The organism is Ornithinimicrobium sp., assembly GCF_035267225.1.
Taxonomy (GTDB): Bacteria; Actinomycetota; Actinomycetes; order Actinomycetales; family Dermatophilaceae; genus Ornithinicoccus.
Genome location: NZ_DATFMA010000002.1, coordinates 23,919 through 45,132, shown reverse-complemented (window position 1 = coordinate 45,132; position 21,214 = coordinate 23,919). Strand labels below are relative to the sequence as shown.

Annotated in this window: 19 protein-coding genes and 1 riboswitch; of the genes, 13 read left to right on the top strand and 6 right to left on the bottom strand. The window is 71.2% G+C overall.

Features of this window, described 5'->3' with window-relative positions:
• Window positions 1–229: 229 nt before the first annotated feature.
• Window positions 230–793 (bottom strand): (2Fe-2S)-binding protein, encoded by a 564-nt coding sequence (locus VJ976_RS00270; protein ID WP_324097761.1) that lies wholly within the window; start codon window positions 791–793, stop codon window positions 230–232.
• Window positions 794–950: 157 nt separating this feature from the next.
• On the opposite strand from VJ976_RS00270, the gene VJ976_RS00265 reads away from it, so the two are divergent.
• From VJ976_RS00265 to VJ976_RS00255, 3 genes are read left to right on the top strand one after another with little or no spacing between them, the layout of a single operon-like run.
• Complete coding sequence (locus VJ976_RS00265; protein WP_324097759.1) at window positions 951–1,790, top strand: alpha/beta hydrolase; 840 nt, start codon at window positions 951–953, stop codon at window positions 1,788–1,790.
• Window positions 1,783–2,370: a TetR-like C-terminal domain-containing protein gene (locus VJ976_RS00260; protein ID WP_324097757.1), complete on the top strand. Its 588-nt coding sequence runs from the start codon at window positions 1,783–1,785 to the stop codon at window positions 2,368–2,370. Before VJ976_RS00265 ends, VJ976_RS00260 begins: the two co-directional genes overlap by 8 nt.
• A 4-nt stretch (window positions 2,371–2,374) precedes the next feature.
• A complete protein-coding gene (locus tag VJ976_RS00255) occupies window positions 2,375–3,040 on the top strand; it encodes a YdeI/OmpD-associated family protein (protein WP_324097756.1) in 666 nt (221 codons plus the stop codon).
• A gap of 3 nt (window positions 3,041–3,043) precedes the next feature.
• Here the strand turns inward: VJ976_RS00255 and VJ976_RS00250 are convergent, their stop codons facing one another.
• Window positions 3,044–4,045: an acyl-CoA thioesterase gene (locus tag VJ976_RS00250; protein WP_324097754.1), complete on the bottom strand. Its 1,002-nt coding sequence runs from the start codon at window positions 4,043–4,045 to the stop codon at window positions 3,044–3,046.
• Between the two features lie 104 nt (window positions 4,046–4,149).
• Between VJ976_RS00250 and VJ976_RS00245 the strand changes: the two genes are divergently transcribed.
• Window positions 4,150–4,995 carry an aldo/keto reductase gene (locus tag VJ976_RS00245; RefSeq protein WP_324097752.1) on the top strand — a complete coding sequence of 282 codons (846 nt, stop codon included), beginning with the start codon at window positions 4,150–4,152 and terminating at the stop codon, window positions 4,993–4,995.
• A 68-nt stretch (window positions 4,996–5,063) separates the two neighbouring features.
• Here VJ976_RS00245 and VJ976_RS00240 read toward each other — a convergent pair whose 3' ends face one another.
• A complete protein-coding gene (locus VJ976_RS00240; protein WP_324097751.1) occupies window positions 5,064–6,191 on the bottom strand; it encodes a class I SAM-dependent methyltransferase in 1,128 nt (375 codons plus the stop codon).
• Between the two features lie 155 nt (window positions 6,192–6,346).
• Between VJ976_RS00240 and VJ976_RS00235 the strand changes: the two genes are divergently transcribed.
• From VJ976_RS00235 to VJ976_RS00205, 7 genes are all read left to right on the top strand, one after another.
• Window positions 6,347–9,301, top strand: a complete 2,955-nt coding sequence (locus VJ976_RS00235; RefSeq protein WP_324097750.1) for a BTAD domain-containing putative transcriptional regulator — start codon at window positions 6,347–6,349, stop codon at window positions 9,299–9,301.
• Window positions 9,302–9,369: 68 nt separating this feature from the next.
• Complete coding sequence (locus VJ976_RS00230) at window positions 9,370–9,765, top strand: hypothetical protein (protein WP_324097748.1); 396 nt, start codon at window positions 9,370–9,372, stop codon at window positions 9,763–9,765.
• Window positions 9,766–9,864: 99 nt separating this feature from the next.
• On the top strand, window positions 9,865–11,349 hold the full coding sequence (locus VJ976_RS00225; RefSeq protein ID WP_324097746.1) for a glycosyltransferase family 87 protein: 1,485 nt from the start codon (window positions 9,865–9,867) through the stop codon (window positions 11,347–11,349).
• A 23-nt stretch (window positions 11,350–11,372) separates the two neighbouring features.
• Window positions 11,373–12,335 carry a glycosyltransferase family 2 protein gene (locus VJ976_RS00220; RefSeq protein WP_324097744.1) on the top strand — a complete coding sequence of 321 codons (963 nt, stop codon included), beginning with the start codon at window positions 11,373–11,375 and terminating at the stop codon, window positions 12,333–12,335.
• A complete protein-coding gene (locus VJ976_RS00215) occupies window positions 12,332–13,093 on the top strand; it encodes a sulfotransferase domain-containing protein (protein WP_324097742.1) in 762 nt (253 codons plus the stop codon). Before VJ976_RS00220 ends, VJ976_RS00215 begins: the two co-directional genes overlap by 4 nt.
• The gene (gene rffA, locus VJ976_RS00210; protein WP_324097740.1) at window positions 13,090–14,235 is read left to right on the top strand and encodes a dTDP-4-amino-4,6-dideoxygalactose transaminase; all 1,146 of its coding nucleotides are present in this window, start codon (window positions 13,090–13,092) and stop codon (window positions 14,233–14,235) included. Before VJ976_RS00215 ends, rffA begins: the two co-directional genes overlap by 4 nt.
• Window positions 14,232–14,936 (top strand): class I SAM-dependent methyltransferase, encoded by a 705-nt coding sequence (locus tag VJ976_RS00205; protein WP_324097739.1) that lies wholly within the window; start codon window positions 14,232–14,234, stop codon window positions 14,934–14,936. Before rffA ends, VJ976_RS00205 begins: the two co-directional genes overlap by 4 nt.
• Here VJ976_RS00205 and VJ976_RS00200 read toward each other — a convergent pair.
• Window positions 14,853–16,163: a hypothetical protein gene (locus VJ976_RS00200; protein ID WP_324097738.1), complete on the bottom strand. Its 1,311-nt coding sequence runs from the start codon at window positions 16,161–16,163 to the stop codon at window positions 14,853–14,855. The genes VJ976_RS00205 and VJ976_RS00200 overlap by 84 nt on opposite strands.
• Window positions 16,164–16,297: 134 nt before the next feature.
• Here VJ976_RS00200 and VJ976_RS00195 point away from each other — a divergent pair, with 134 nt between their 5' ends.
• Together VJ976_RS00195 and VJ976_RS00190 are read left to right on the top strand one after the other, a co-directional pair.
• A complete protein-coding gene (locus tag VJ976_RS00195) occupies window positions 16,298–18,109 on the top strand; it encodes an alpha-amylase family glycosyl hydrolase (protein WP_324097736.1) in 1,812 nt (603 codons plus the stop codon).
• Between the two features lie 18 nt (window positions 18,110–18,127).
• Window positions 18,128–19,120, top strand: a complete 993-nt coding sequence (locus VJ976_RS00190) for an MDR family oxidoreductase (RefSeq protein ID WP_324097734.1) — start codon at window positions 18,128–18,130, stop codon at window positions 19,118–19,120.
• 32 nt (window positions 19,121–19,152) lie between these two features.
• Here the strand turns inward: VJ976_RS00190 and VJ976_RS00185 are convergent, their stop codons facing one another.
• Window positions 19,153–19,968, bottom strand: coding sequence for an AMIN-like domain-containing (lipo)protein (locus tag VJ976_RS00185; RefSeq protein ID WP_324097732.1), 816 nt, complete (start codon window positions 19,966–19,968; stop codon window positions 19,153–19,155).
• 126 nt (window positions 19,969–20,094) lie between these two features.
• Window positions 20,095–20,928 carry an NlpC/P60 family protein gene (locus VJ976_RS00180; RefSeq protein WP_324097730.1) on the bottom strand — a complete coding sequence of 278 codons (834 nt, stop codon included), beginning with the start codon at window positions 20,926–20,928 and terminating at the stop codon, window positions 20,095–20,097.
• A gap of 2 nt (window positions 20,929–20,930) precedes the next feature.
• Window positions 20,931–21,098: riboswitch (cyclic di-AMP (ydaO/yuaA leader) on the bottom strand.
• Between the last annotated feature and the right edge of the window lie 116 nt (window positions 21,099–21,214).

The window sequence follows — 21,214 nt, the reverse complement described above, 5'->3', positions numbered from 1 at the left end:
TCCCGCGGCGGCCGCACCGACATCACCAACATGACCCTGCTCTGCGGGCGCCACCACACCCTGGTCCACCACCACGACCTCAACGCCACCATCGAGGCAGACGGCGTGCACTGGGAACGACCATGACCCCGCCCCGGGCCGGCCTTGGTTGGCTGGGAGCGGAAGCATGCCCCGGCCCTGGCTCGTTTTCGCTCACCTCACCTGGGCTGCGCCGGGCATCCGCCGGGCATCATGCCTGCGCGCAGGGCTCGTCGAACGCCCGGTGATGGCTGCCCACATTGCGCGCGACGGCCAGGTGCCCGCCGAGGTAGGCCGCGGCACTACCCGTCGCGGCCCCACCGAGAGCCAACGCGGCTCCGGCGCTGTGGTTGCCCCGTCGGCGGGCGAGCCAGGACGACAGGTAGAGCCCGATGGAGCTTCCGACGGTGGCTGCGTGAACGAGACCGACGCGCTTCTCGCGCGTCCCCGATCCGGACCACTCCGCCCAGCCTGTCCAGGCGGTCAGCGGGACAGCGAGCAGACCGGTGCCGACGAGCGTCCGCGCGGCGGTGCGAGACTCCGGGCCCCCGACGAGGTCGAGCACGCTGGCGGACGTCCACGAACCCAGCACGGCATCGGTGAGAACGGGGTGGAGAGCGTGCCCCAGCCATTCCCCGCGCAGGAACGCTGCTCGGGTCCCGGTGCCGAAAACCGTCTCGATCGTCGGCTCGATGGCTCCCACGACCGCGTCCAGCGCAGAGGCCTCCTCGAGCTTGCGGGTCCACGCGACGACCGGTGGCGGTTGCTCCGTCATGATGCGCCTCCTCTTCACAACGGGTCGACAAGCCCGCTACTCGTGTCGCGATCCTCCCCGCAGCCCCGTCCACGAGCAACCGCACCTCGTGGGCGACCGCTTGCGACAACGTGGCTAATGGTATTAGTCTCAGGGCTAATATCATTAGCTTAGGAGGATGACGATGCTTCATCACCTCGCCCTTGACCACGGCACCATCGCCATCGAGACCACCGGCGCCGGACAGCTCGTCGTCCTGGCGCACGGCATGGGAGACAGCCGCGCCGCTTACCGCTTCGTCGTGCCCCAGCTGGTCGCGGCGGGCTACCGGGTCGCGGCGATGGACCTGCGGGGCTGTGGCGATTCCAGCGCCGAGTGGCCGGACTACAGCCGCACCGCCATCGCCGGTGACCTGCTCGCCGTCATCCAGCATCTGGGTGGCCCGGCCGTGCTGGTCGGACACTCCATCTCCGGCGGCGCCGCCACCATCGCCGCGGCGAAGGATCCGACTGCGGTCGCCGGAGTCGTCGAGCTGGCGCCGTTCACCCGGGCGCAAGCCGTTCGGCCTGCCGATCTGACCGTGAAGCGCTACCGCACCGCCATGACACGGTTGCTGTTGAGCAACGTGCTGGGCAGCGTCCGCGCCTGGCATCGCTACCTCGACCTGGCCTTTCCCGGCGACAAGCCCGAGGACTGGGAGGACCAGCTGCAGCGCATGGACCGCGAGCTTCGCGAACCTGGGCGGATGAAGGCACTGCAACGCATGGGGCGGTCAGCGCCCAAGGACGCCGGTGCTCAGCTCGGCAACGTCCGGTGCCCGGTGCTGGTCGTGCAGGGGTCCCTCGACCCGGACTGGGCCGACCCGCGCGCTGAGGGTGAGGCGATCGTGGCCGAGATGCCCGACGGTCTCGCCGAGCTCGTGGTCATCGACGGCGCGGGGCACTATCCACACACCCAGCATCATGACGAGACGGCAGCGCTGATCCTGTCCTTCCTGAGAGCCCACGCGGATGCCTAGAGCCGGGCTGGGGCCCGAGATGGTCGCTGCTGCGGCCGCAGACCTGGCCGACGAGATCGGCCTGGCCAACGTCACCATGGCTCAGGTGGCCGAGCGGCTCGGGGTGCGCACCCCCTCCCTCTACAAGCACGTCGGCGGCCAGTCCGACCTCACCCGGCGCATCGGTGTCATCGCGCTGAACGAGCTCGCGGACAACCTGCGCGATGAGCTGCAGGGCCGCGCCCAGCGCGACGCCCTGGCGGCGGCGGCGACCACCTTCCGCACGTTCGTCACCGAGCACCCGGGGCGGTACGCGGCCACGGTGCGCCTCGACACCAACGGCCCGGACGACCCGCTGGTCACCGCGGGGGCACGGGTGGTCGCCGCCCTCTCGGCGGTGCTGGCCGGCTACGGGATCCCGGACTGCGACGCGATCCACGCCCTGAGGACGATGCGCAGCCTCCTCCACGGCTTCGCCGTGCTCGAGGCCGCCGGAGGGTTCCAGATGGACACCGACGTGAACGACAGCTTCACCTGGTTGGTGGGGTTCCTACACCACGGTCTGCAGGCTGCCAGTGGCGAACACCCGCGTCTACCATGACGATGTGGCACAGCGAGGCGGCAGCCAGGAGCAGCCGGCGCTCTTCTTCGACGGGCCGGAGGACTTCCGGCAATGGCTGCAGGAGCACCATGCCACCGAGACCGAACTGTGGATGGGTCTGCGCCGCAAGACTGAAGAACCTCGCGGCTTGACGTGGGAGGAGGCCGTCCCGGAGGCGCTGTGTTTCGGGTGGATCGACTCCCGCGTCGAGCGCATCGATGACCGTGCCAGGCGTCAGCGGTGGACGCCCCGCAAGCCGACCAGCACCTGGAGCCAGGTCAACCTCGAGATGGTGGACCGCCTGATGGCGCAGGGGCGGATGCACCCCTCGGGAATCGCTGCGTGGGAGCGGCGGCGGGTGGACGCCCACTGGGAGAACGCCCGAGCACAGGCCCAGACGATGCAGCTCCCGACCGAGTACGCAGAGGCCCTGCCGGGCGACGCGGCTGCGCAGGCCTTCTGGGACCAGGCCGCACCCGGCTACCGCCGCGCCTGCATCCTCTGGGTGTGCAGCGCCAAGCAGCAGGCCACGAGAGACCGGAGGATGTCCCAGCTCGTCGAGCTGTGCGCCGACGGTCGGCTGATCCCGCCCGAGCGGTACGGCAGTGCCCCGGCGTGGTTGGCACGAGCCGGGGCCGCCGCGGCTGCGGTATCGGAAGCAGGCCGGTAGCGCCTACCCGGAGCTCGATGGTGAGCCATCGTGCTGTGGAGCGGCCATGGGGCCGCCGCGCTCCCCGCCGCGCAGCGCGGTGAGCTGCAGCGCGTGCCGGTCCAGGTGCTGGTCCTCCTCCGAGGCCGGCTCCCACTGCGGCACCGGCACCGAGCCGCCGTCGCGTACGGCCACGAACACGGTCAGGCAGTGGGTCGTCAGCTCCAGCTCACCACCCATCGGGTCAGCGGTGCGCACGTGCACCGCGATATGCATGCTGCTGCGGCCGGTGTGTAACAGCCGAGCGGAGACCTCGACCAGGTTGCCGATCGGGATCGGACGGTAGAAGCGGATGCCACCGGAGTAGACCGCCAGACACCGCTCCCCCGTCCACTGCATGGCGCAGACGCCGGCGGCCTCGTCGATCCACCGCATGACGGTGCCGCCGTGGGTCTTGCCACCCCAGTTCACGTCGGTGGGCGCAGCGAGGAAGCGCAGCACTGCCCGCGGTGCGGTTCCGGCCCCGGAGTACGTCTGATCGGCCATCTCGCGCTCGATGGCCGAGCGCACCCCGATCCGGTCCCGGGCCGCCCCGGCTTCTCGGTGCTGCTCCTGCGACCTCGGCTCCCACTCACGCACCTGCGTGGGGCGCCCACCCTTGGCGTCCAAGGCGATGAAGATGACGATGCACGTCGCCCGCTCGTCCAGCTCACCGGTCTGCACCGGCCCGGCGCTGACCACCACCCGGACGTGCATGGACGAGCGCCCGGTGAGGATCAGGTGGGCCCGGACCTCCACCAGCTCTCCGGTGTTGATCGGCTTCTCGAACGCGACGTCTCCCACGTAGGCGGTGACGCAGTAGCCGGACGACCAGGCGGCCGCGCAGGCGTAGGCCGCGCGGTCCACCCACTCCAGCACCCGCCCACCGGAGACGGCCGTGCCCCCGAGGTCGGCCACGTCCGTCGGTGCGGCGAGAAAGCGCAGAGTGGTCGAGCCGCGGCGCTGACCGTCGTCGGTGGAGCCCACGCCCTGACCCTAGAGCCTGGACGGCGACGAAGTCAGCCGGCTTGCTCGGTCTGCGCCGCAGCGGCATCGGAATACTGCAGAGGCCGCACTCGCTGGAGGTAGGTATGACTGTTCCGAATCTCGACCTCAAAGACGGCACGACCATCCCGCAGCTGGGCTTCGGGACCTTCCAGATCCCGCCGGAGGACACCAAGGAGGCCGTGCTGACGGCCTTCGAGACCGGCTACCGGCACATCGACACCGCGCAGATGTACGGCAACGAGAAGGAGGTCGGCGAAGCCATCGCCGAGTCCGGGCTGGCCCGTGAGGACATCTTCGTCACGACGAAGCTGAACAACAACAACCACCGTCCCGAGGACGTCCGTCGCTCGCTCGACGAGTCGCTCACCAAGCTCGGGCTGGACCGGGTGGACCTGTTTCTCATCCACTGGCCGATGCCCGGGGAGTACGACGGCGACTTCCCCTCGACGTGGCGAGCCATGCTCGAAGCGCGGGACGAGGGCAAGGTCATCTCTCCCGGCGTCTCGAACTTCGAGCCGCATCATCTGGACCGTATCGTCGACGAGACCGGACAGGCCCCGGTGATCAACCAGATCGAGGTCCACCCGTACTTCGCCAACAACACCGCCCGCGACGCCACGGCCAAGCACGGAGCTCTCGTCGAGGCATGGTCACCCATCGCCCAAGGCGAGATTCTGGACGACGAGACCGTGACCGCGATCGCCGGCGAGGTCGACCGGACGACGGCGCAGGTGACCTTGCGCTGGCACGTGCAGCGCGGGGACATCATCTTTCCCAAGTCGGTCACTCCCGACCGGATGAGGAGCAACTTCGCCATCTTCGACTTCGAGCTCAGCGAGGACCAGATGCGCCGCATCGACGGGCTCGACCGGGGCGAAGACGGACGCCGCGGGCCCAACCCCGACGAGATGAACGTCATCCCTGACTGAGCGTCTCGCTGATGGACCCGGGTGCCGGCAGTCGCACGACGACTGCCGGCACCCGTTCTTTCGCCGCCTCAGCCCTGCAGGGAGTAGAAGCGGAACAGCTCGTGCTCGATCGGCAGGATGTCGACGCCACGGAAGCCGGCCTGCTCCGCGTAGTGGCGCAGAGTGTCCGGGCGCATGACGGTTCCCGTCCCCGCTGACGGGCTGTGCGACATCCCGTCGGGCAGGCAGACCATGAGCGAGAGGCCGTACATCAGCCGCTCCGCGAAGTCCGGCTCGCCGGTGAAGGTCTCGTTCACCCGCTCGTCCATCACCAGCACGGTGGCCCCGTGTGCCGCCAGCTGGCGCATCGCCGACAGCACCGCCACCGGGTCGGCCATGTCGTGGACGCACTCGAAGGCGGTCACCAGGTCGTAGTCACCCTGAGGGGCGGATGCCGCGTCGATGAGGTGGAAGCGCACCCGGTCACCCACGCCGTACGCGGCGGCATGGCCACGGGCGGCCTCGATCGACTCCGCGTCGAGGTCCATTCCGTCGACCCGGACGTTCGGGTAGGCCAGCGCCATGGCGATGGCCGACCACCCCTCGCCACAACCGATGTCCGCGACGCGGCCGCCCGCGCCGAGCTTCTGGTGCACCCCGGGGAGGGAGGGCAGCCATGAGCGGCCCATCTCGTGCAGGAACAGCGGGCGGTTCGCGTCCGCCTGACCGGTGCGCATCGCCTCGCCGTACTGCGCCCAGGACACGCCGCCTCCGCTGCGGTAGGCCTCCAACAGGGCCGGAAGCCGGACTGCCGAGGAGGCGATGACCCGGAAGAACGGCACGAGATAGGCGAGACTGTCGCGGTCGGCGAGCACTTCGGCGTGAGCCCCGGACAACCCGTAGCGTCGCTGAGCCGACGAGGCATGCGGGTCGTCGCAGTCGACGATCTGGCAGACCGTCTGCTGCTCCAGCCACTCGCGCGCATAGCGCTCGTGCACGCCGGCGCGCTCGGCCAGCTCCGCGCTGGTCAGGCGACGATCGACAAGCTGGTCGTACAGGCCCAGCTGGTCACCGAGGTAGACCGACAGCACATCAAGGGCGCCCAGCATCGACTCGCTGAGCCGTTCCAGGAACCCCTCGGCGCTCTCCGGGGTCGCGCCGGCAGGCGCGTCGTGGGCGGGCTGGGCGGCCTCGGCGGTATCCATCGTGGTCGTCATGTCGTCCTCCTTGCTCCGGCACCGACCCGGTGTCGGTGCGATGCCTCCACCGTCGTGCCCTGCCCTCACACACGTCTGACACGCCTCTGACGCGCGGTCCGACCTGCGCTCCGCCTGCTCGCCAGGGGTGCCGCGTCCCGGTCATACTGGCCGTCATGGCAGCCCGGGCGGCTCGCACCGCACAGACCAGCCCCTCGGTCGCCATCGGCGTCCTCGGCCCCCTGCGGGTGCAGGTCGACGGCAGCGACCGCACCGTTCCCGCGGGGAACCAGCGCCGGCTGCTCGGGTCGCTGCTGCTGGCCCGTGGCCGCGTCGTTCGCACCTCGACCCTGGTCGACGATGTGTGGCGCGACGACCCGCCCGCATCCCCCGACGCCTCCGTGCACACGGCCGTGGCCCGGCTGCGCCGATCTCTCGGCGCGGCCAGAGACCTGCTGCGCACGGGGCCCGGCGGCTACCAGCTCGCCGTGCGACTGCAGGACCGCGACGACTGCCACTTCACCGAGCTCGTGGCGGCAGCGCAGGCCGTCACCGGGCCGGCCCGGCTGCGCCTTCTCGAGCAGGCCCTGGGTCTGTGGCGCGGAGCAGCCTGGCACGACGTCGCGGACGACCTCGCCGTGGGCGAGGCCGGACGGCTGACCGACCTGCGCTGGCAGGCACTGGAGACACGTGCCTCGACCCTGGCCGAGATGGGCCGGTGGGGTGAGGCCGTCTCGGAGCTGAGGGCCCTCACGCTCGAACGCCCGCTGCGAGAGCAGACGGTGCTGCCCCTGGCCGACGCCTTGGACCGTTCCGGCGACAGCGTCCAGGCGCTGGAAGAGCTCGACCGGTATCGGCGGCTGCTGGCCGAAGAGCTGGGGCTGGACCCCTCGGCCGAGGTCAGCGCGTTGCACCAGCGGGTCCTGCGGCGAGAGAGGTCGTCCACAGCGAGCGGTGGCGCCGGCCCGATGGCCGAGCCGCCCCATCCGGTGAACCAAGCAGGTGAGCTCCTGGGCCGCACCGAGCTCGTTGCTCTGCTGCGCGACCGGCTTGCACCGGGCCGGGTGGTGACGCTCGTCGGGCCCGGCGGAGTCGGTAAGACCTCCCTGGCCCGGCACCTCGAGGCGGACGCGGCGGTGTGCTGGTGGGTGGACCTGCAGCAGGTGACCCGGGCGGAGGCGGTGGTGCAGGCCGTCCTGGCGGCGACGGGTGGCCCCGACGGCGCCGGCGGGGCCGGGGACGTGACCCTCACGCGCCGACTGACCACCGCCAGTGGCCTGCTGGTACTGGACAACTGCGAGCACGTCGCAGAGCCGGCGTCGTGGGTCGCCCGGACCGCCGTGACCAGTGGGACCCGGCTGAGCGTTCTCGTGACGAGCCGGCGGCGCCTGGACGTGCCGGGCGAGGTCGTCCTGCCCGTCCCGCCGCTCCGGGTCGACCAGGTGGGCTCGGAGCCGGCGCCTGCGGTCGAGCTGTTCCTGACCCGGGCGCAGGAAGCGGCCCATGGCCTCGAGGTCGATGAGGACCTGCGTCGTGCAGCCACCGAGATCTGTCGCCGGCTGGACGGGTTGCCCCTGGCGATCGAGCTGGCTGCCTCGCAGGTCGACTCGGTGAGCCTGCGCGACCTGGAGTCGGACCTGCGCGAGCACCTGGACCTGCTGCAGACCACCAGCAGGGTCGGCGCGCAAAGACACCGGGCCCTGCGAGAGACGATGCGGTGGTCCTACGACATGCTGACCCCGGCCGAGCAAGCGGTCTTCCGCGGGGTGGGGGTCTTCGCTGCGGAGTTCGAGCTGGCCGCGGCCCAGCGGGTGCTGGGCCGCATCGGGCTGGACCGGGAGCAGGTTTCTCTGGCGGTGACCGAGCTGGTGCGTCGCTCCATGGTGGTGGCCCCCTCGCCTCCGGGGTCCGGCCGCTTCCGGCTGCTGCAGACGCTGCGCACCTTCGCCGGGGAGCTGCGTGGCGACGAGGAGCGAGAGGCGCTGGCTCAGGCGCGCCTGGACTGGGTGCTTCGCGTGGCCGAAGACGCCAACCCGGCCCTCTCGGGCCCAGACGAGGCAACCTGGGCCGCCCGGCTGACGAGCATCCTGCCCGACCTGCGCGAGGTGTTCGACCAGGTCGTCTCCGCCGGCGACGTGGTGCCTGCCCGGCGGATCGTGGAGGCACTGGGCCGGTGGGCCTACCTCACGCTGAACACGGAGATCCTGGGGTGGGCCGACAGGGTCGTCGCGGTCGACCCGACCCCGCCCCCGCGGGTGCTGGTGGCCGCCGCAACCCACGCGTGGCTGCGCGACGACCACACCAGCAGCATGGAGCTGGCCCGGAGGGCACTGGAAGAGGCCGGTGCGGATGACCGGGTGGCCGCGTACCTGGCCCACGAGATCCTGGGCGATGCCGCCCTGTTCACCGGCGACCCGGACCTCGGATGGGAGCACTACAGCCTCTCCAGCGAGGCGGCGCTGCGCAGAGGCAACCTGGCGGACGCCGCCATCGGACGAGCCTCGATGGCCCTCGCCGAGGCTTATGGCGGGCAGGACGGTCGACCTCGCGCCAGGGAGGCCCTGGGGATGGCACACCGCAGCCGCAACCCCTCGGCCATCGGCCTGGCCTGGTACGTCGACGGTGAGGCTCGTGGCGACGGTGACCTGGAGGGTGCCCTGGCGTCGCTGGATCGGGCCCGCGCCGTGGATGTCGGCCCGGTGTCATCGCTGAGCCACTCGGTGTCGCTGACCGCCACGGCCGCCCTGCTGGGGCGCGGCGGCCCGGTGTCCCCGGCGACCCTGACCGCCGTCGCCGCCACCGTCGAGCACTGGAAGGGTCACGGGAGCACCGCGATGCTGCTGACCTGTCTGCGCAACGCCGTGCCCCTGCTGGTGCGCGCGGGTCTGGACCGTGAGGCGGTCTTGGTCGGCGACACGTTGGAGCACGTGCCCACGGAGCACGTCTCCTACGGCACCGAGGCGGAAGCGCTCGCGGAGTCGCTGCGCGTTGCGCAGAACCGGGAGGACCCGGCCCACGGCGGGTCCTGGCTCGACCTGGCCGAAGCCGCGGAGGCCGTGGTCGCCTCGCTCCGGGACAGAGCCCAGCAGGTCGTCAGCGATCCGGCCGGATCCAGCCATCCACCGTTGTGAGTGCGGGCCGAGGGGGGCTGGGCTAGGGTCGCCGAAACCAGCCGAGCGTCCGACCTAAGTGAGTCACCATGGCCAAGAAGAAGCAGAAGCAGCTGAAGAAGGACCTGTCCACGGTGAAGGGTCAGCTGACCAAGACGGAGAAGAAGCTCGCGAAAGCCGAGGACCGCAAGGACCGCTGGAAGAAGGAAGCCAAGGCACACAAGAAGTCGGCCGCCAAGGCGGGGGCCCGGGCCGACCTGCTCAAGGAGCAGCTCGAGGAGGCCTCGGCGACGTTGCGATCGACTCCCTCGGAGGACCAGGTCGAGGCGGCCAGCGTGGACGAGCCGGGCACCACCGGGAGCGATGGCACCGGAACCCCCGACGAGAGCTGGACCGTCGTGCAGCTGCGCGCCGAGGCCCGCGCCCGGGGGCTCACCGGGATGTCGGGAGCGAGCAAGTCGGACCTCGTCGCCGCTCTGCGGTGACCCGCCGCGCTCGAGCGGCTCGATCGGCACGACCGGCTCACCACTGCTCACGCGAGACCTCGCAGCCTGCACCCTGCAACCCTCTATAGGGTGTGGCGCGTGCGCCGAGTCGACCCGTGGGGACTGGCGGTCGCCGCTCTCGGCGCCTGCGTCTACCTGTTACATGGTTTCGGTGGCGTCCTCTCCCGAGACCTCGCCCTCTACGCCTACGCGGGACAGCAGTTCGCCGAGGGCGTCCCCCCGTACGAGGGGGTGCTGAACCGGGCCGGTCCCCTGGCCCACATGGTTCCCGGCCTCTTCGCCATGCTGGCCCGCGCCCTGGGCACCGACGACCTGGTCACCATGCGGGTGATGATGTTCGTCCTCACGGTGCTGGCCGTGTACCTCACCTACCTGCTGGGCCGCGACACCTTCGCCTCCCGGGTCGCCGGTGCTGCCGCAGCGGCCACCCTGCTGTCCTCACGGGCTGTGGTGCTCTACGCCGGGGGCGGCCCTCGGGAGAAGACGACCATGATGCTGCTGGTGGTGTGCGCGTTGCTGGCCACCCGGCACCGACGGTGGGTGCTGGCCGGGGTGGCGACCGCGTTGGCCACCCTGACGTGGCAACCCTCGTTCTGGCTGTGCCTGGTGGCCGCCCTGGTCGCCGCGGGGCACCTTCCCTGGCGTCGGCGGTGGCGCGCCACGTTCGGCGCCTGGGTCCGCTTCGTGTCGGGCGGGATCCTCGCCACCGCAGCGGTCATGGCCTACTTCGCCTTCGCCGGTGCCCTCGACGCCTTCTTCGAGGGCTTCCTGTTCATCAACGCCACCAGCACCAGACAGGTCGGGCTGGCCGAGTTCGTCTGGCGGTTACCCGGGGAGATGCCACGCGCGTGGGGATGGTCGCTGTGGCTGCTCATCGCGGGCCTGGTCAGCGCCGTGGTCCTGGGCTGGAGAGCCCGGGGCTCGACCGACGCCGCGGGGCGCATGGTCGTGGCGGCCGGCGCTGCGACCGTGGCCTCGTTCCTGTGGTCGCTGCTGGTGTTCAACGGGTGGGCGGACGCGGTGTTCGTCGTTCCGTTGGCCGCCGTCGGGCTCGGCGGTGCCGTGGGTGCCGTGGCGGGCCGCTTCTCAGCGCGAGGCGGTGTGGCACTGGGCACGGCCTACGTGCTCGCGGTCTCGGCCGGAGCCGGTTACGTGGCCTGGAGCCGCTCGCCGGACACCATGTACCAGATGCGCGCGGAGCACGACGCGATCATGGACGTGGCCGGCCCGGACGCGACGGTGCAGTCGATCGGCTCTCCCCAGCCGCTGGTGTTCGAAGGACTGCGCAACCCGATCCGGCACCAGATGTTCCTCACCGGCCTGCAGGACTACGTCGACGAGACCGAGCCGGGTGGCCTCGCCGGGATCACCGCCGACATCGAGCAGCGACGACCCACGTTCGTCACGGTGGACCGGCCCGCCTACTACCCGTGGCTGATGCCCACCCTGCGGGAGAACTACCGGTACATCGGGCGCACCTCGCGGATCCTCTGGTACGTCAGCCTCGACGTCGGCGAGGAGCGCATCGCCGAACTGCGTGATGTCGTGTCGGGCGACCCGTGAGCGAACGTGACACCATCCCCACCATGCCCGCGTCCATGCCCGTGTCCGAGGACCGCACGCGCTTCCGGTACTCGATCGTCATCCCGGTCTACAACAGCGAGCAGGTCGTGGGCACGACCATCGACCGGGTCGTCGAGACCTTCACCCAGGCGGGCCTGGACTTCGAGCTGATCTGCGTCAACGACGGGAGCCCGGACGCGAGCTGGCGGGTCATCTCCGAGCGGGCGGAGTCCGTCCCGCGTGTGCTCGCGGTCGACCTGATGCGCAACTACGGACAGCACTACGCCAACCTGGCCGGGTTCGCGGAGGCGACCGGCGACTACGTCATCACCATGGACGACGACCTGCAGAACCCCCCCGAGGAGGCGCTGCGCCTCATCGAGGCGGCGGTGAGCGGTGGACACGAGGTGGTGTTCGGCAAGTTCGAGCAGAAGCAGGCGGCCGGGCCGCGCCGGCTGGGCAGCATGATGGTGGGGCGGCTGAACCGCCGGGTCTTCGGCCAGCCGAACGACCTGGTGGTCTCCAACTTCCGCATCCTGCGCCGTGACGTGGTCGACCGCATCCTGGCCTCACGCACTGCCTACCCGTACATCACCGGGCAGGCGTTGATGTTCTCCCAGAACCGCGCCAACGTCACCGTCCGGCACGACGCCCGGCCGGTCGGCAAGAGCAACTACAACCTCACGCGCATCGTGCGCCTCGTGCTGACCATCCTGTTCAGCTACAGCTCCTGGCCTCTGCGAGCCGCGGCGACGGTGGGCTTCGCGATCTCGGCGCTCAGCTTCCTGTTCGGCGGCTACCTCGTGGTGCGCGCCATCGCCTTCGACGTCAGCGTGCCCGGGTGGACCTCGATCATGGTCCTGCTGTCGATCTTCAACGGCGTGACCATCGCACTGCTGTCGATGATCGGTGAGTACGTGGTCCGCACCCTGAACACCGTCAGTCACGACACCTCGTTCCACATCACCCGCAGGGTCGGACGGTGAGCCGACAGGACCGCCACCTCCGCCATTTCCTGGTCGTCGGGGGGCAGCGATGTGGCACGACCTGGCTGCACGACCAGCTGGCAGCCCATCCCCAGATCGCGATGGCGCGCCCGGCGCGCCCCGAGCCCAAGGTCTTCCTGCATCCGGGGCCGCACGACGCACCGAGCTACCGGGAGCAGTACTTCGCCCACGCCACCGACGAGCGCGCGCTCGGGGAGAAGAGCACCTCCTACCTCGAGGCGCCCGGCGCACCCGACCGGGTCGCCACCACGCTCGGAGCGCCCCGCATCGTCGTGCAGCTGCGGGACCCGGTGGCACGCGCCGTCTCCAACTACCGCTTCAGCCGCGCCCACGGGGTGGAGGACCGTTCGCTGAACGAGGCGCTGCGCGCCGACCTGGTCTCGCCTCGGGAGTGGGACCCGGCCAAGACCTCGGTGTCCCCGTTCGCGTATGTCTCCCGGGGGCGGTACGCCGAGCAGCTGCGCCGATGGACCCAGCGTTTCGAGGTCCACGTGCAGTTCCTCGAGGAGGTGCGCTCCGAGCCGGATCGGATCGGCCTGCTCTACCGGTGGCTGGGCGTCGACGAGGGCTTCCGCCACGACGCCGGTGGCGAGCTGGTCAACGCCAGCGCCCCGACCGACGATCGTCTCGACCCCGGCCTCGAGGCCGACCTGCGTGAGCACTATGCCGACAGCGACACAGCGCTGGCCGCGCTGCTCGCTCGCCCCTTGCCTTGGCCTCACCGGAGGAGCCCATGACCGTCATCCCCTTCAACGCCCCCGAGATCGCCGGAGCCGAGCTGGAGTACGTCCAGCGCGCCCTGGCCAGCGGTCACACCTCCTCGGGCGGACCGTTCTCGAAGCAGGCGGGTCGGATGCTCGCGGAAGCCACCGGCGCGAAGGAGGTGCTGCTCACGACCTCCTGCACCGCTGCGCTCGAGCTGAGCGCGATGCTGCTGGACCTCGGCCCGGACGACACGGTGGTCGTCCCCTCCTTCACGTTCACCTCCAGCGCGCTCGCCTTCGCCCGGCAAGGCGCGAAGATCCTGTTCTGTGACATCGAGCCGGAGACGCTCGGGCTCGACCCCTCGCACCTGGCCGAGCTGCTGGACGACTCGGTCCGAGCCGTCGTCCTCGTGCACTACGCCGGGATCGCCTGCGACGTCGACGGGGTCCGTCGCGTGCTCGCCGACCGCCCCGACGTGGTGATCGTCGAGGACGCTGCCCACGGCCTCTACGGCGCCTACCACGGCGAGCCACTGGGCGGCCTCGGCCGGTACAGCAGCCTGTCGTTCCACGAGACCAAGAACTTCACCTGCGGCGAGGGCGGGGCCCTGCTGCTCCACGACGACGCCGACGTGAACCGGGCGCGCGTCCTGTACGACAAGGGCACCGACCGCCAGGCGTTCTTCCTCGGGCAGGTGGACAAGTACTCCTGGCGGGACACCGGCTCCTCGTTCGGCATCTCCGACCTGCTCGCGGCGTGCCTGACGGCGCAGCTGGAGCAGGCCGACTCCATCCAGCAGCGACGCCGTCGGGTCTTCACCGGGTACGCCGAAGCGCTCGCGGACCCCGCGGCCGAGCTGGGGGTCCGCCTGCCCGTCGTCCCCGACGCCTGTGACCCGGCCTGGCACCTCTTCTACGTGCTGCTGCCCTCGGCCCACCAACGACCACTGGTCATGAAGGAGCTGCAGGAGCAGGGCATCCGCACCACGTTCCACTACGTCCCCCTGCACACCAGTGACGGTGGGCGCCGGTTCAGCGCCCGGCCGACCTCGTGCCCGGTCTCCAGTGACATCAGCGCCCGACTGGTGCGACTGCCCTTCTACAACACGCTGACTCCGGAGCAGGTCGACCGGGTGGCCACCGGGCTCATTGACGCCGTGCGGTCGACCTCGTGAGCACCCGGCAACCGGGCTCGGCGTCGATCGAGCAGCCCGACTACTGGTGGTACCGCGCCCGCTCGGAGCTGCTCCGGGCCGCTCTGGGACCCCACGCCCAGGGGCCGACGCGCCTGCTCGACGTGGGCAGTGCCGACGGGCCCAGCGTGGCCTGGCTCGACAGCCCCAGGCATGCCTGCCTCGACATGGACCTGCGCGGCCTGCGCCCCGGGGACGGCGTCTGCGCGTCCGCGCTGTCGCTGCCGTTCGCCGACGCCAGCTTCGACCTGGTCAGCGCCTTCGACGTGGTCGAGCACTGCGAGCCCGAGTCGACCGTGCTCCGGGAGTTCCACCGGGTGCTGCAGCCCGGTGGCCGGCTGCTGCTGTCGGTTCCGGCCTACGAGTGGGCCTGGACCGACCACGACGTACGCGCCGGGCACCATCGCCGCTACACCCGGGGCCGTCTGGTGCGGGCCGTCACGGGCGCCGGCTACTCGGTCCGACGGGTCAGTCACGGCTTCGCCGGGGTGTTCCCCTTCTTCGCCGCCGAGCGAGTGCTGCGGCGCGTGCGACCGGCGGCCTCGGGTGCGACCCTCCCCGAGGTATCCCCCACCCTGGAACGCCTCTTCCTCGGCCTGTCACGAACCGAGGCCCGGCTCCTCACCCGTCGTGACCTGCCCTTCGGCTCCTCGGTGTTCCTGGCGGCCGACAAGCCGGTCTGACCGGCTCTCCCACGCCACCAGCACCACGAAGGCCACGGCTTCTACGACCAGGAACGTCCAGCACGTGCTGCTCAGAGGGTCCTGCGAGACCAGCATGTGCGCGGCGGCACCGAACGGGGCGGCGATCAGCCAGGCGGCCACGACCGCACCGGAGCGGTTGCGGGCCAACAGCCCCAGCGTGAGCACGAGGTTGGCCATGGCGACGACCGTGCCCACCGCCACCAGCGCGGCGTCACCGGGAGCCAGGCGAACTCCCTGCCCGAACACCAGCTCCATCGCGGGTGGGCCGAGCCACGCTCCGGCGACCCCGCCAGCGGCCGCTGCCACGAGCGTGGTCAGCCCGCCGATCCGGCGGATCCGGGTCAGGGTCGACCAGCGCCGACGTTCGACCAAAGAGGTCAGTCGCCCCGTCAACGCCGCGACCAGGCCGAGGGCCAGGGTGTACGGCGCGCGGAACAGCGCGAGCCCGGCGAAGAGGGCCGTGACCGTAGCCGGTGCCCCGCCGATCGCCGCCAGCAGCACGGGACCTCCGGTGAGGGTCACCTGCGCCATCAGCTGGCCGGTGGAGGCACCCGAGACGAAGAGCATCGGGCCCACGCCGCGCCCGTGCCCGTCCGCACGCGGGCTCAGGGCCCGGGGCCACAACGCCGCCACCGCGTAGCCGGCGACCAGGGCGAGCCCGTAGAAGACGGGCGTGTGGCTTCCCGCCAGCACCAACACCACCGCGGCCAGGCAGCGGATGCCGTTCTCGACCACCAGCCCGGCGGCCACGGCACCGAAGCGACCCCGGGCCGACTGCAGGCCGCGCAACAGCCCCAGCAGTCCGGAGCCCACTCCGACCAGCAGCACCAGGATGGGGAACCAGCCACCCTCCGGGCCGAAGAGGCGTTCTCGCGCCAACCAGCTCAGCACCCCCGCCAGCGCGGACACTCCGACCACCGCTGTCGCCACGGGGGGCAGGCCCCGGCGCACACTGGCCTCGCCCGCCGCGGTGGCCGCCGTGCGCGCGATCCAGTGCTGGACCGGGAAGGTCAGTGCCGCCCCGGCGAAGCCCCACCATGCCCACAGGACGGCCACCGGTGCGGCCGGCCCGGCGCCCAGGGCTCGGATGACCAGGGCGAAGAAGACGTAGGCCAAGATGCCCGCGACGGTGGACCCGGCCGCCAGCATCGCGGCGTCGCGTCGACCCCGGGTCGCAGCGGGCGCTCCCGACGTTGGCTGGCTCATCGTGGCTCATTGTGCCGGAACCCGCCGCCATCCCACGTGCATCCCGGGGCGCCCGGCCCGGGGCTCGTGAAGCCGGTGTGCTGAGCCGTGCGCCTGAGCGGTCCCGTCGGTGCTGCCGTCTACGATCGGTCATCGTGCCGGCCTCACCCTCCACCCACCCCGGGATGGGGGCGGTGCCCCACGACGGCGGCGTCACCTTCCGGGTCTGGGCCCCCAACGCCCGGCAGGTGGCGGTGACAGGCGACTTCTGCGGCTGGGACCCGACCAGCCGTGCGCGGATGGCCCGCGACAGCGCACGGTCCGGCACGTGGTCGACCTTCGTGCCGGGCGCCTGGCCGGGTGCCAAGTACCGCTATCTCATCCGCAGCGGGGGCCCCTACCGATCGCGGATCGACCCGGTCGCACGCGAGGTGACCCACTCCGACGGGGACGCCGTGGTCTTCGACCCCCGCCGGCTCAGCTGGGGGGAGCGCGCGTTCTCCATGCCGGGGTGGGACGACCTGGTGATCTACGAGGTCCACATCCCCACCTTCGCGGCCGAGGGCTGGCGCGCCGGTACGTTCGACCGAGCCATCGACCGCCTCGACCACCTGGCCTGGTTGGGCGTGACGGCGGTGGAGGTGATGCCGCCGTTCGCTTTCGCGGGGCCCGTCAGCTGGGGGTACAACCCGTCGCACCTCTTCGCGATCGAGAGCTCCTACGGTGGGCCGCAGGCTTTCGCGCGCTTCGTGCAGGCGGCCCACGACCGCGGGATCGCCGTACTGCTCGACGTGGTCTACAACCACCTGGGCCCCGGCGACCTGCACCTGTGGCGCCTGGACGGCGGCCGCAAGTCCCGCTACGGAGGCAGCTACTTCTACAACGACCGCCGCGCGCTCACGCCGTGGGGTGCGACCCGGCCCAACTACGACCGCAAGCACGTGCGCAACTACCTGCGCGACTCCGCCGTGATGTGGCTGGAGGACTTCCGCGTCGACGGGCTGCGCTTCGACGCCACGCAGTTCATCCGGTCGCGGTGGGGCAACATCCACCATCCCGGCGAGCGGCTGGGGGCCGGCCACCGTTTCCTGGCCTCGATGACCGCCGACCTGCGCGCCCGACAGCCGTGGAAGATCCTCATCGCCGAGGACATGCAGCAGGACCCGACGGTCACCCGGCCCAGCGAACAGGGCGGGCTGGGGTTCCACTCCCAGTGGGACGCGGGCTTCGTGCATCCCGTGCGCGAGGCCCTGGAGACCCACGACGACGGGTCGCGCCAGGTGCATGCCGTGGCCGCCGCGGTGCGTGCCTCCCACCTGTCGGCGCCGCACGAGCGGGTCATCTACACCGAGTCCCACGACGAGGTCGCCAACGGCCGCAGCCGCGTCACCGAGTCGATCGCGCCCGGCCGGGCCGACTCCTGGCATGCCCGCACCCGGGCATCCCTCGGCATCGCGCTGACGATGACCTCGCCGGGCATCCCGATGCTCTTCCAAGGCCAGGACGTCGCCGAGGACCGCTGGTTCGACGACCGCACGCCGGTGGACTGGGACAAGGCTCACCGCCACGCCGGGTTCCTGCACCTGACCCGGCAGCTGGTGGGGCTGCGCCGCAACCTCACCGGTCGCACTCGCGGCCTCAGCGGTCGGCACACGCACGTGATCCGGGCCGACGACGACCGTAAGGTCCTCGCCTTCCACCGCTGGCACCACGGTGGGCCCGGTGACGACACGGTGGTGGTGGTGAACCTCACGACCGAGCCCGTGTGGGACTACAGCGTGGGGCTGCCGCGTGCCGGTCGCTGGCACGTGCGCTGCAACACGGACTCCCCGCTGTTCGGCCCGGGCCTGGGCCGGGTGCACGCCAGTGCCGTCGACAGCGAGCCCGAGTGGTGCGACGGTTATCCCCAGCGAGGACGCGTCACCGTCGGCCCCTATGCGGCCGTGATCTACTCGCAGGACGCTTGAGCCACGAGAGGACAACTCATGACCGACTCTTTCCCTGCCCTGGTCATCCGCGAAGGTGACGAGGGACCGACGAGCGGCGTCGAGCAGCTCACGGAGGCCGACCTGCCCGAGGGCGACGTGGTGGTGGACGTGGACTACTCCTCGCTGAACTACAAGGACGGCATGGCGCTGCTCGGGAAGGGACGCATCGTGCGCGCCTACCCGATGGTGCCGGGGATCGACCTCACCGGGACGGTCGCCTCCAGCACCTCGGACCGCTTCGCCCCGGGTGAGGCCGTCATCCTGACCGGGTGGGGCGTCGGTGAACGCTACTGGGGTGGGTACGCCGCCCGGCAGTCCGTGCGCTCGGAGTGGTTGGTCGGGCGCCCGGACGGCATGAGCGCGCTGACGGCGATGAGCATCGGGACCGCCGGGCTGACGGCGATGCTGTGTGTCCAGGCTCTCGAGGCGGGCGGTGTGCGGCCCTCGGACGGGCCCGTCCTGGTGACGGGCGCAGCCGGCGGGGTGGGCAGCGTCGCGATCGCACTGCTCGCCGGGCGCGGCTTCGAGGTGACCGCGGTGACGGGTCGGCCGGAGCACCACGAGTACCTCCGCGGGCTGGGAGCCACCGACTTCCGCGACCGCGAGGAGATGAGCGCGCAGCCCAAGCCGCTGGAGCAGGAGACCTGGGTCGGGGCGGTGGACACCGTGGGCTCGACGATGTTGGCCAAGGTCCTGGCACAGACCCGCTACGGCGGAACCGTCGCCGCGTGCGGGCTCGCGGGCGGGTTCGACCTGCCGGGCACCGTGATGCCGTTCATCCTGCGGGGTGTGCGACTCCAGGGCGTCGACTCCGTGCAGGCGCCGGTGGCGGCACGCGAGGCCGCCTGGTCGGCCCTGGCCGACGAGCTGTCGGCCGAGCTGCTCGAGGGCATGACCAGCGTGGTCTCACTGTCAGAGGTCAGTGAGCGAGCCCGGCAGATCCTCGCCGGACAGGTCCGCGGGCGGACGGTCGTCGAACCCCGGCCGTAGGCCGTGCCGCGCCGCCCGCGGTCGGCTCGTTCCTACTGCTCGTGCGCGACGTCGACGACCACGCGGGCCGGGTCGCTCAACGTGAACACGCGGAAGGGCGTGTCCTGATCGTCGACGCCGATGAAGGCCTGCGTGCGACCTTCGTAGGTTCCGGAGAGCCTGACCTCCTCGACGACATCCGCGGCGTCCAGCGCGTACACGCCCGGGCCTCCTTCGTACGCCTCGGTCTCGTCCGGATACCGGGTGCCGGTGATCACGACCTGGAGCACTGCATCGCCGTCCACGTCCAGGACGGCGCCACTCCCGCTCTCGACCGCGCTCTGCACGTAGGACACGCTGTAGCCCGGCGTGCCCTCACCTTCGAGGTCGAACACGACCCGGTCGTAGTCCTCGTGTGCGCCGATGCGCACGGAGGTGGACAGCAGGTCGGGCTGTCCACTGGGCGAAGACTGCGCGGGGTCCAGCGACGGCTCCTCGAGCTCCCGGTCGGCCGGCGTCTGCGTCGGGGCGTCCGCCGACCCCTCCGGCTCCTCTGCCCCCGCGGTGGCCGTGCTGACGTCGGTGTCGCCGGTCGACGTCGCCATGTCGCCCCCGGTGGGCAGGGCGGTGGCGGTCTGGGAGTCGGTGTCGCCTCCGGTGGCCGTGGCGAGGTCGGTATCGTCGCCGGTCGCCGTGCTCGCGTCGGAGTCGCCCTGGCCCGAAGCACCGCTGGTCTCGGACGAGTCCTCGGCCGGGGTGTCCTGCTGCTGGCTGTCCTGGGACGAGGAGCCGCTGCTGAAGGCATCGCAGGCGGAGACGGACAGGGTCAGAGCCACCAGGCCCGAGAGCCACGCGATACCGGATTTCATCGGGCCACCTTTCGTTGCTCAGAACCTAGACGCGGGCGCACCGGTCGGCAAGGGAGGCCGTGCCAAGACCGGAGCGGGGCCCATGGTGAGCATCTCACCATGGGCCCCGGTCTGCATCGAAGCAGGTCAGCCGATCCGGCCGTAGTTCACCCGGCCGGGGAAGAGCCGGCGCTTGGTGGTGCCCCGGGTCGAGCGCCCGGAGTCGTACATCATCCCGCCACCGGCGTAGATGCCGACGTGCGTAGCGGGCCAGTTGTAGAACACCAGGTCCCCTGGACGCGGGCTGTACACCCGACGGGCCCGGCGCTGGATGCCGGCCGCCGTTCGCGGGATGCTGATGCCCGCGTTGCGGAACACGCGGTAGACGTAGCCGGAGCAGTCGAAACCGCCGTAGTAGGTGCTGCCCGCGTAGCGATAGCGCGCCCCGAGGTTACGACGCGCGTGGTAGAGCACCCTGGAGGACCGCGCCGAGCCACGCGAGGCGGAGTAGGAGCCGCGCGAGGAGTAGGTGAAGCCCATCGCTCGTGCCGTCCTCGGCCCGACGATCCCATCCCGGTACAGGCCCTTGCGGCCCTGGAAGCGCTTGACGGCGCGGTGGGTCCGGGGGCCGAAGACGCCGTCGGCGTAGACCCCGACCACTCGCTGCACCCGTCGGACCGCGCTGCCTCGCGAGCCCCGCCTGAGCTTCGGGACGCTCACCGTGGGCAGCACCAGCGTCGGCGAGGTCGCGGCGGCACCCACCGTCGCAGCAGCCGACCCTGCCGCAGCCGAGAGTGCCATCGGCGCAGCAGCCGGTGCCGACGGTGACGCCGCACTGACGGGGGCCGGCGCGGCAGCGCTGGTGGACGCGGTGGACAACGCCAACCCACCGGTGATCGCCATGGTCAGGCTGGCTCGCATGAAGGGCTTGACGGATGCGCGACGAGGCGCCCGATGGCGCCCTGGAGTGGATCTGGGCATGAGTGAACTCTCTCCATACGCCTACGGGGTCAGCTGTCGGGTTCGGGTGGAGACATGTACCCGGCCCGGACGCGCAACACGGGCGCGATCCGGACTTCACCCCAAGGCGCGTCTCGCGACGCGCCGACGAGAGTGGGTCCCCCGCTCCTGTCAGACGGCAAGTAGAGCGACACCCGAGAACGGTGACAGGACTCGACGACCGTCTGGGACTTCTCGTGTGGAGAAGTGCGACAGAGCGTACGCACAGATCGCCTGTAATGTCACGCTCAGGTAACGAAAGGTTGAA

Excerpts from the sequence above, each read along its gene's own strand:
- VJ976_RS00230 (WP_324097748.1), top strand. The coding sequence starts at position 9,370 with ATGGCCAAGAAGAAGCAGAAGCAGCTGAAGAAGGACCTGTCCACGGTG.
- VJ976_RS00270 (WP_324097761.1), bottom strand. The coding sequence starts at position 793 with ATGACGGAGCAACCGCCACCGGTCGTCGCGTGGACCCGCAAGCTCGAG.
- VJ976_RS00260 (WP_324097757.1), top strand. The coding sequence starts at position 1,783 with ATGCCTAGAGCCGGGCTGGGGCCCGAGATGGTCGCTGCTGCGGCCGCA.
- VJ976_RS00265 (WP_324097759.1), top strand. The coding sequence starts at position 951 with ATGACGATGCTTCATCACCTCGCCCTTGACCACGGCACCATCGCCATC.
- VJ976_RS00185 (WP_324097732.1), bottom strand. The coding sequence starts at position 19,968 with ATGAAATCCGGTATCGCGTGGCTCTCGGGCCTGGTGGCTCTGACCCTG.
- VJ976_RS00245 (WP_324097752.1), top strand. The coding sequence starts at position 4,150 with ATGACTGTTCCGAATCTCGACCTCAAAGACGGCACGACCATCCCGCAG.
- VJ976_RS00200 (WP_324097738.1), bottom strand. The coding sequence starts at position 16,163 with ATGAGCCAGCCAACGTCGGGAGCGCCCGCTGCGACCCGGGGTCGACGC.
- VJ976_RS00235 (WP_324097750.1), top strand. The coding sequence starts at position 6,347 with ATGGCAGCCCGGGCGGCTCGCACCGCACAGACCAGCCCCTCGGTCGCC.
- VJ976_RS00220 (WP_324097744.1), top strand. The coding sequence starts at position 11,373 with ATGCCCGCGTCCATGCCCGTGTCCGAGGACCGCACGCGCTTCCGGTAC.
- VJ976_RS00180 (WP_324097730.1), bottom strand. The coding sequence starts at position 20,928 with ATGCCCAGATCCACTCCAGGGCGCCATCGGGCGCCTCGTCGCGCATCC.
- VJ976_RS00240 (WP_324097751.1), bottom strand. The coding sequence starts at position 6,191 with ATGACGACCACGATGGATACCGCCGAGGCCGCCCAGCCCGCCCACGAC.
- VJ976_RS00190 (WP_324097734.1), top strand. The coding sequence starts at position 18,128 with ATGACCGACTCTTTCCCTGCCCTGGTCATCCGCGAAGGTGACGAGGGA.
- rffA (WP_324097740.1), top strand. The coding sequence starts at position 13,090 with ATGACCGTCATCCCCTTCAACGCCCCCGAGATCGCCGGAGCCGAGCTG.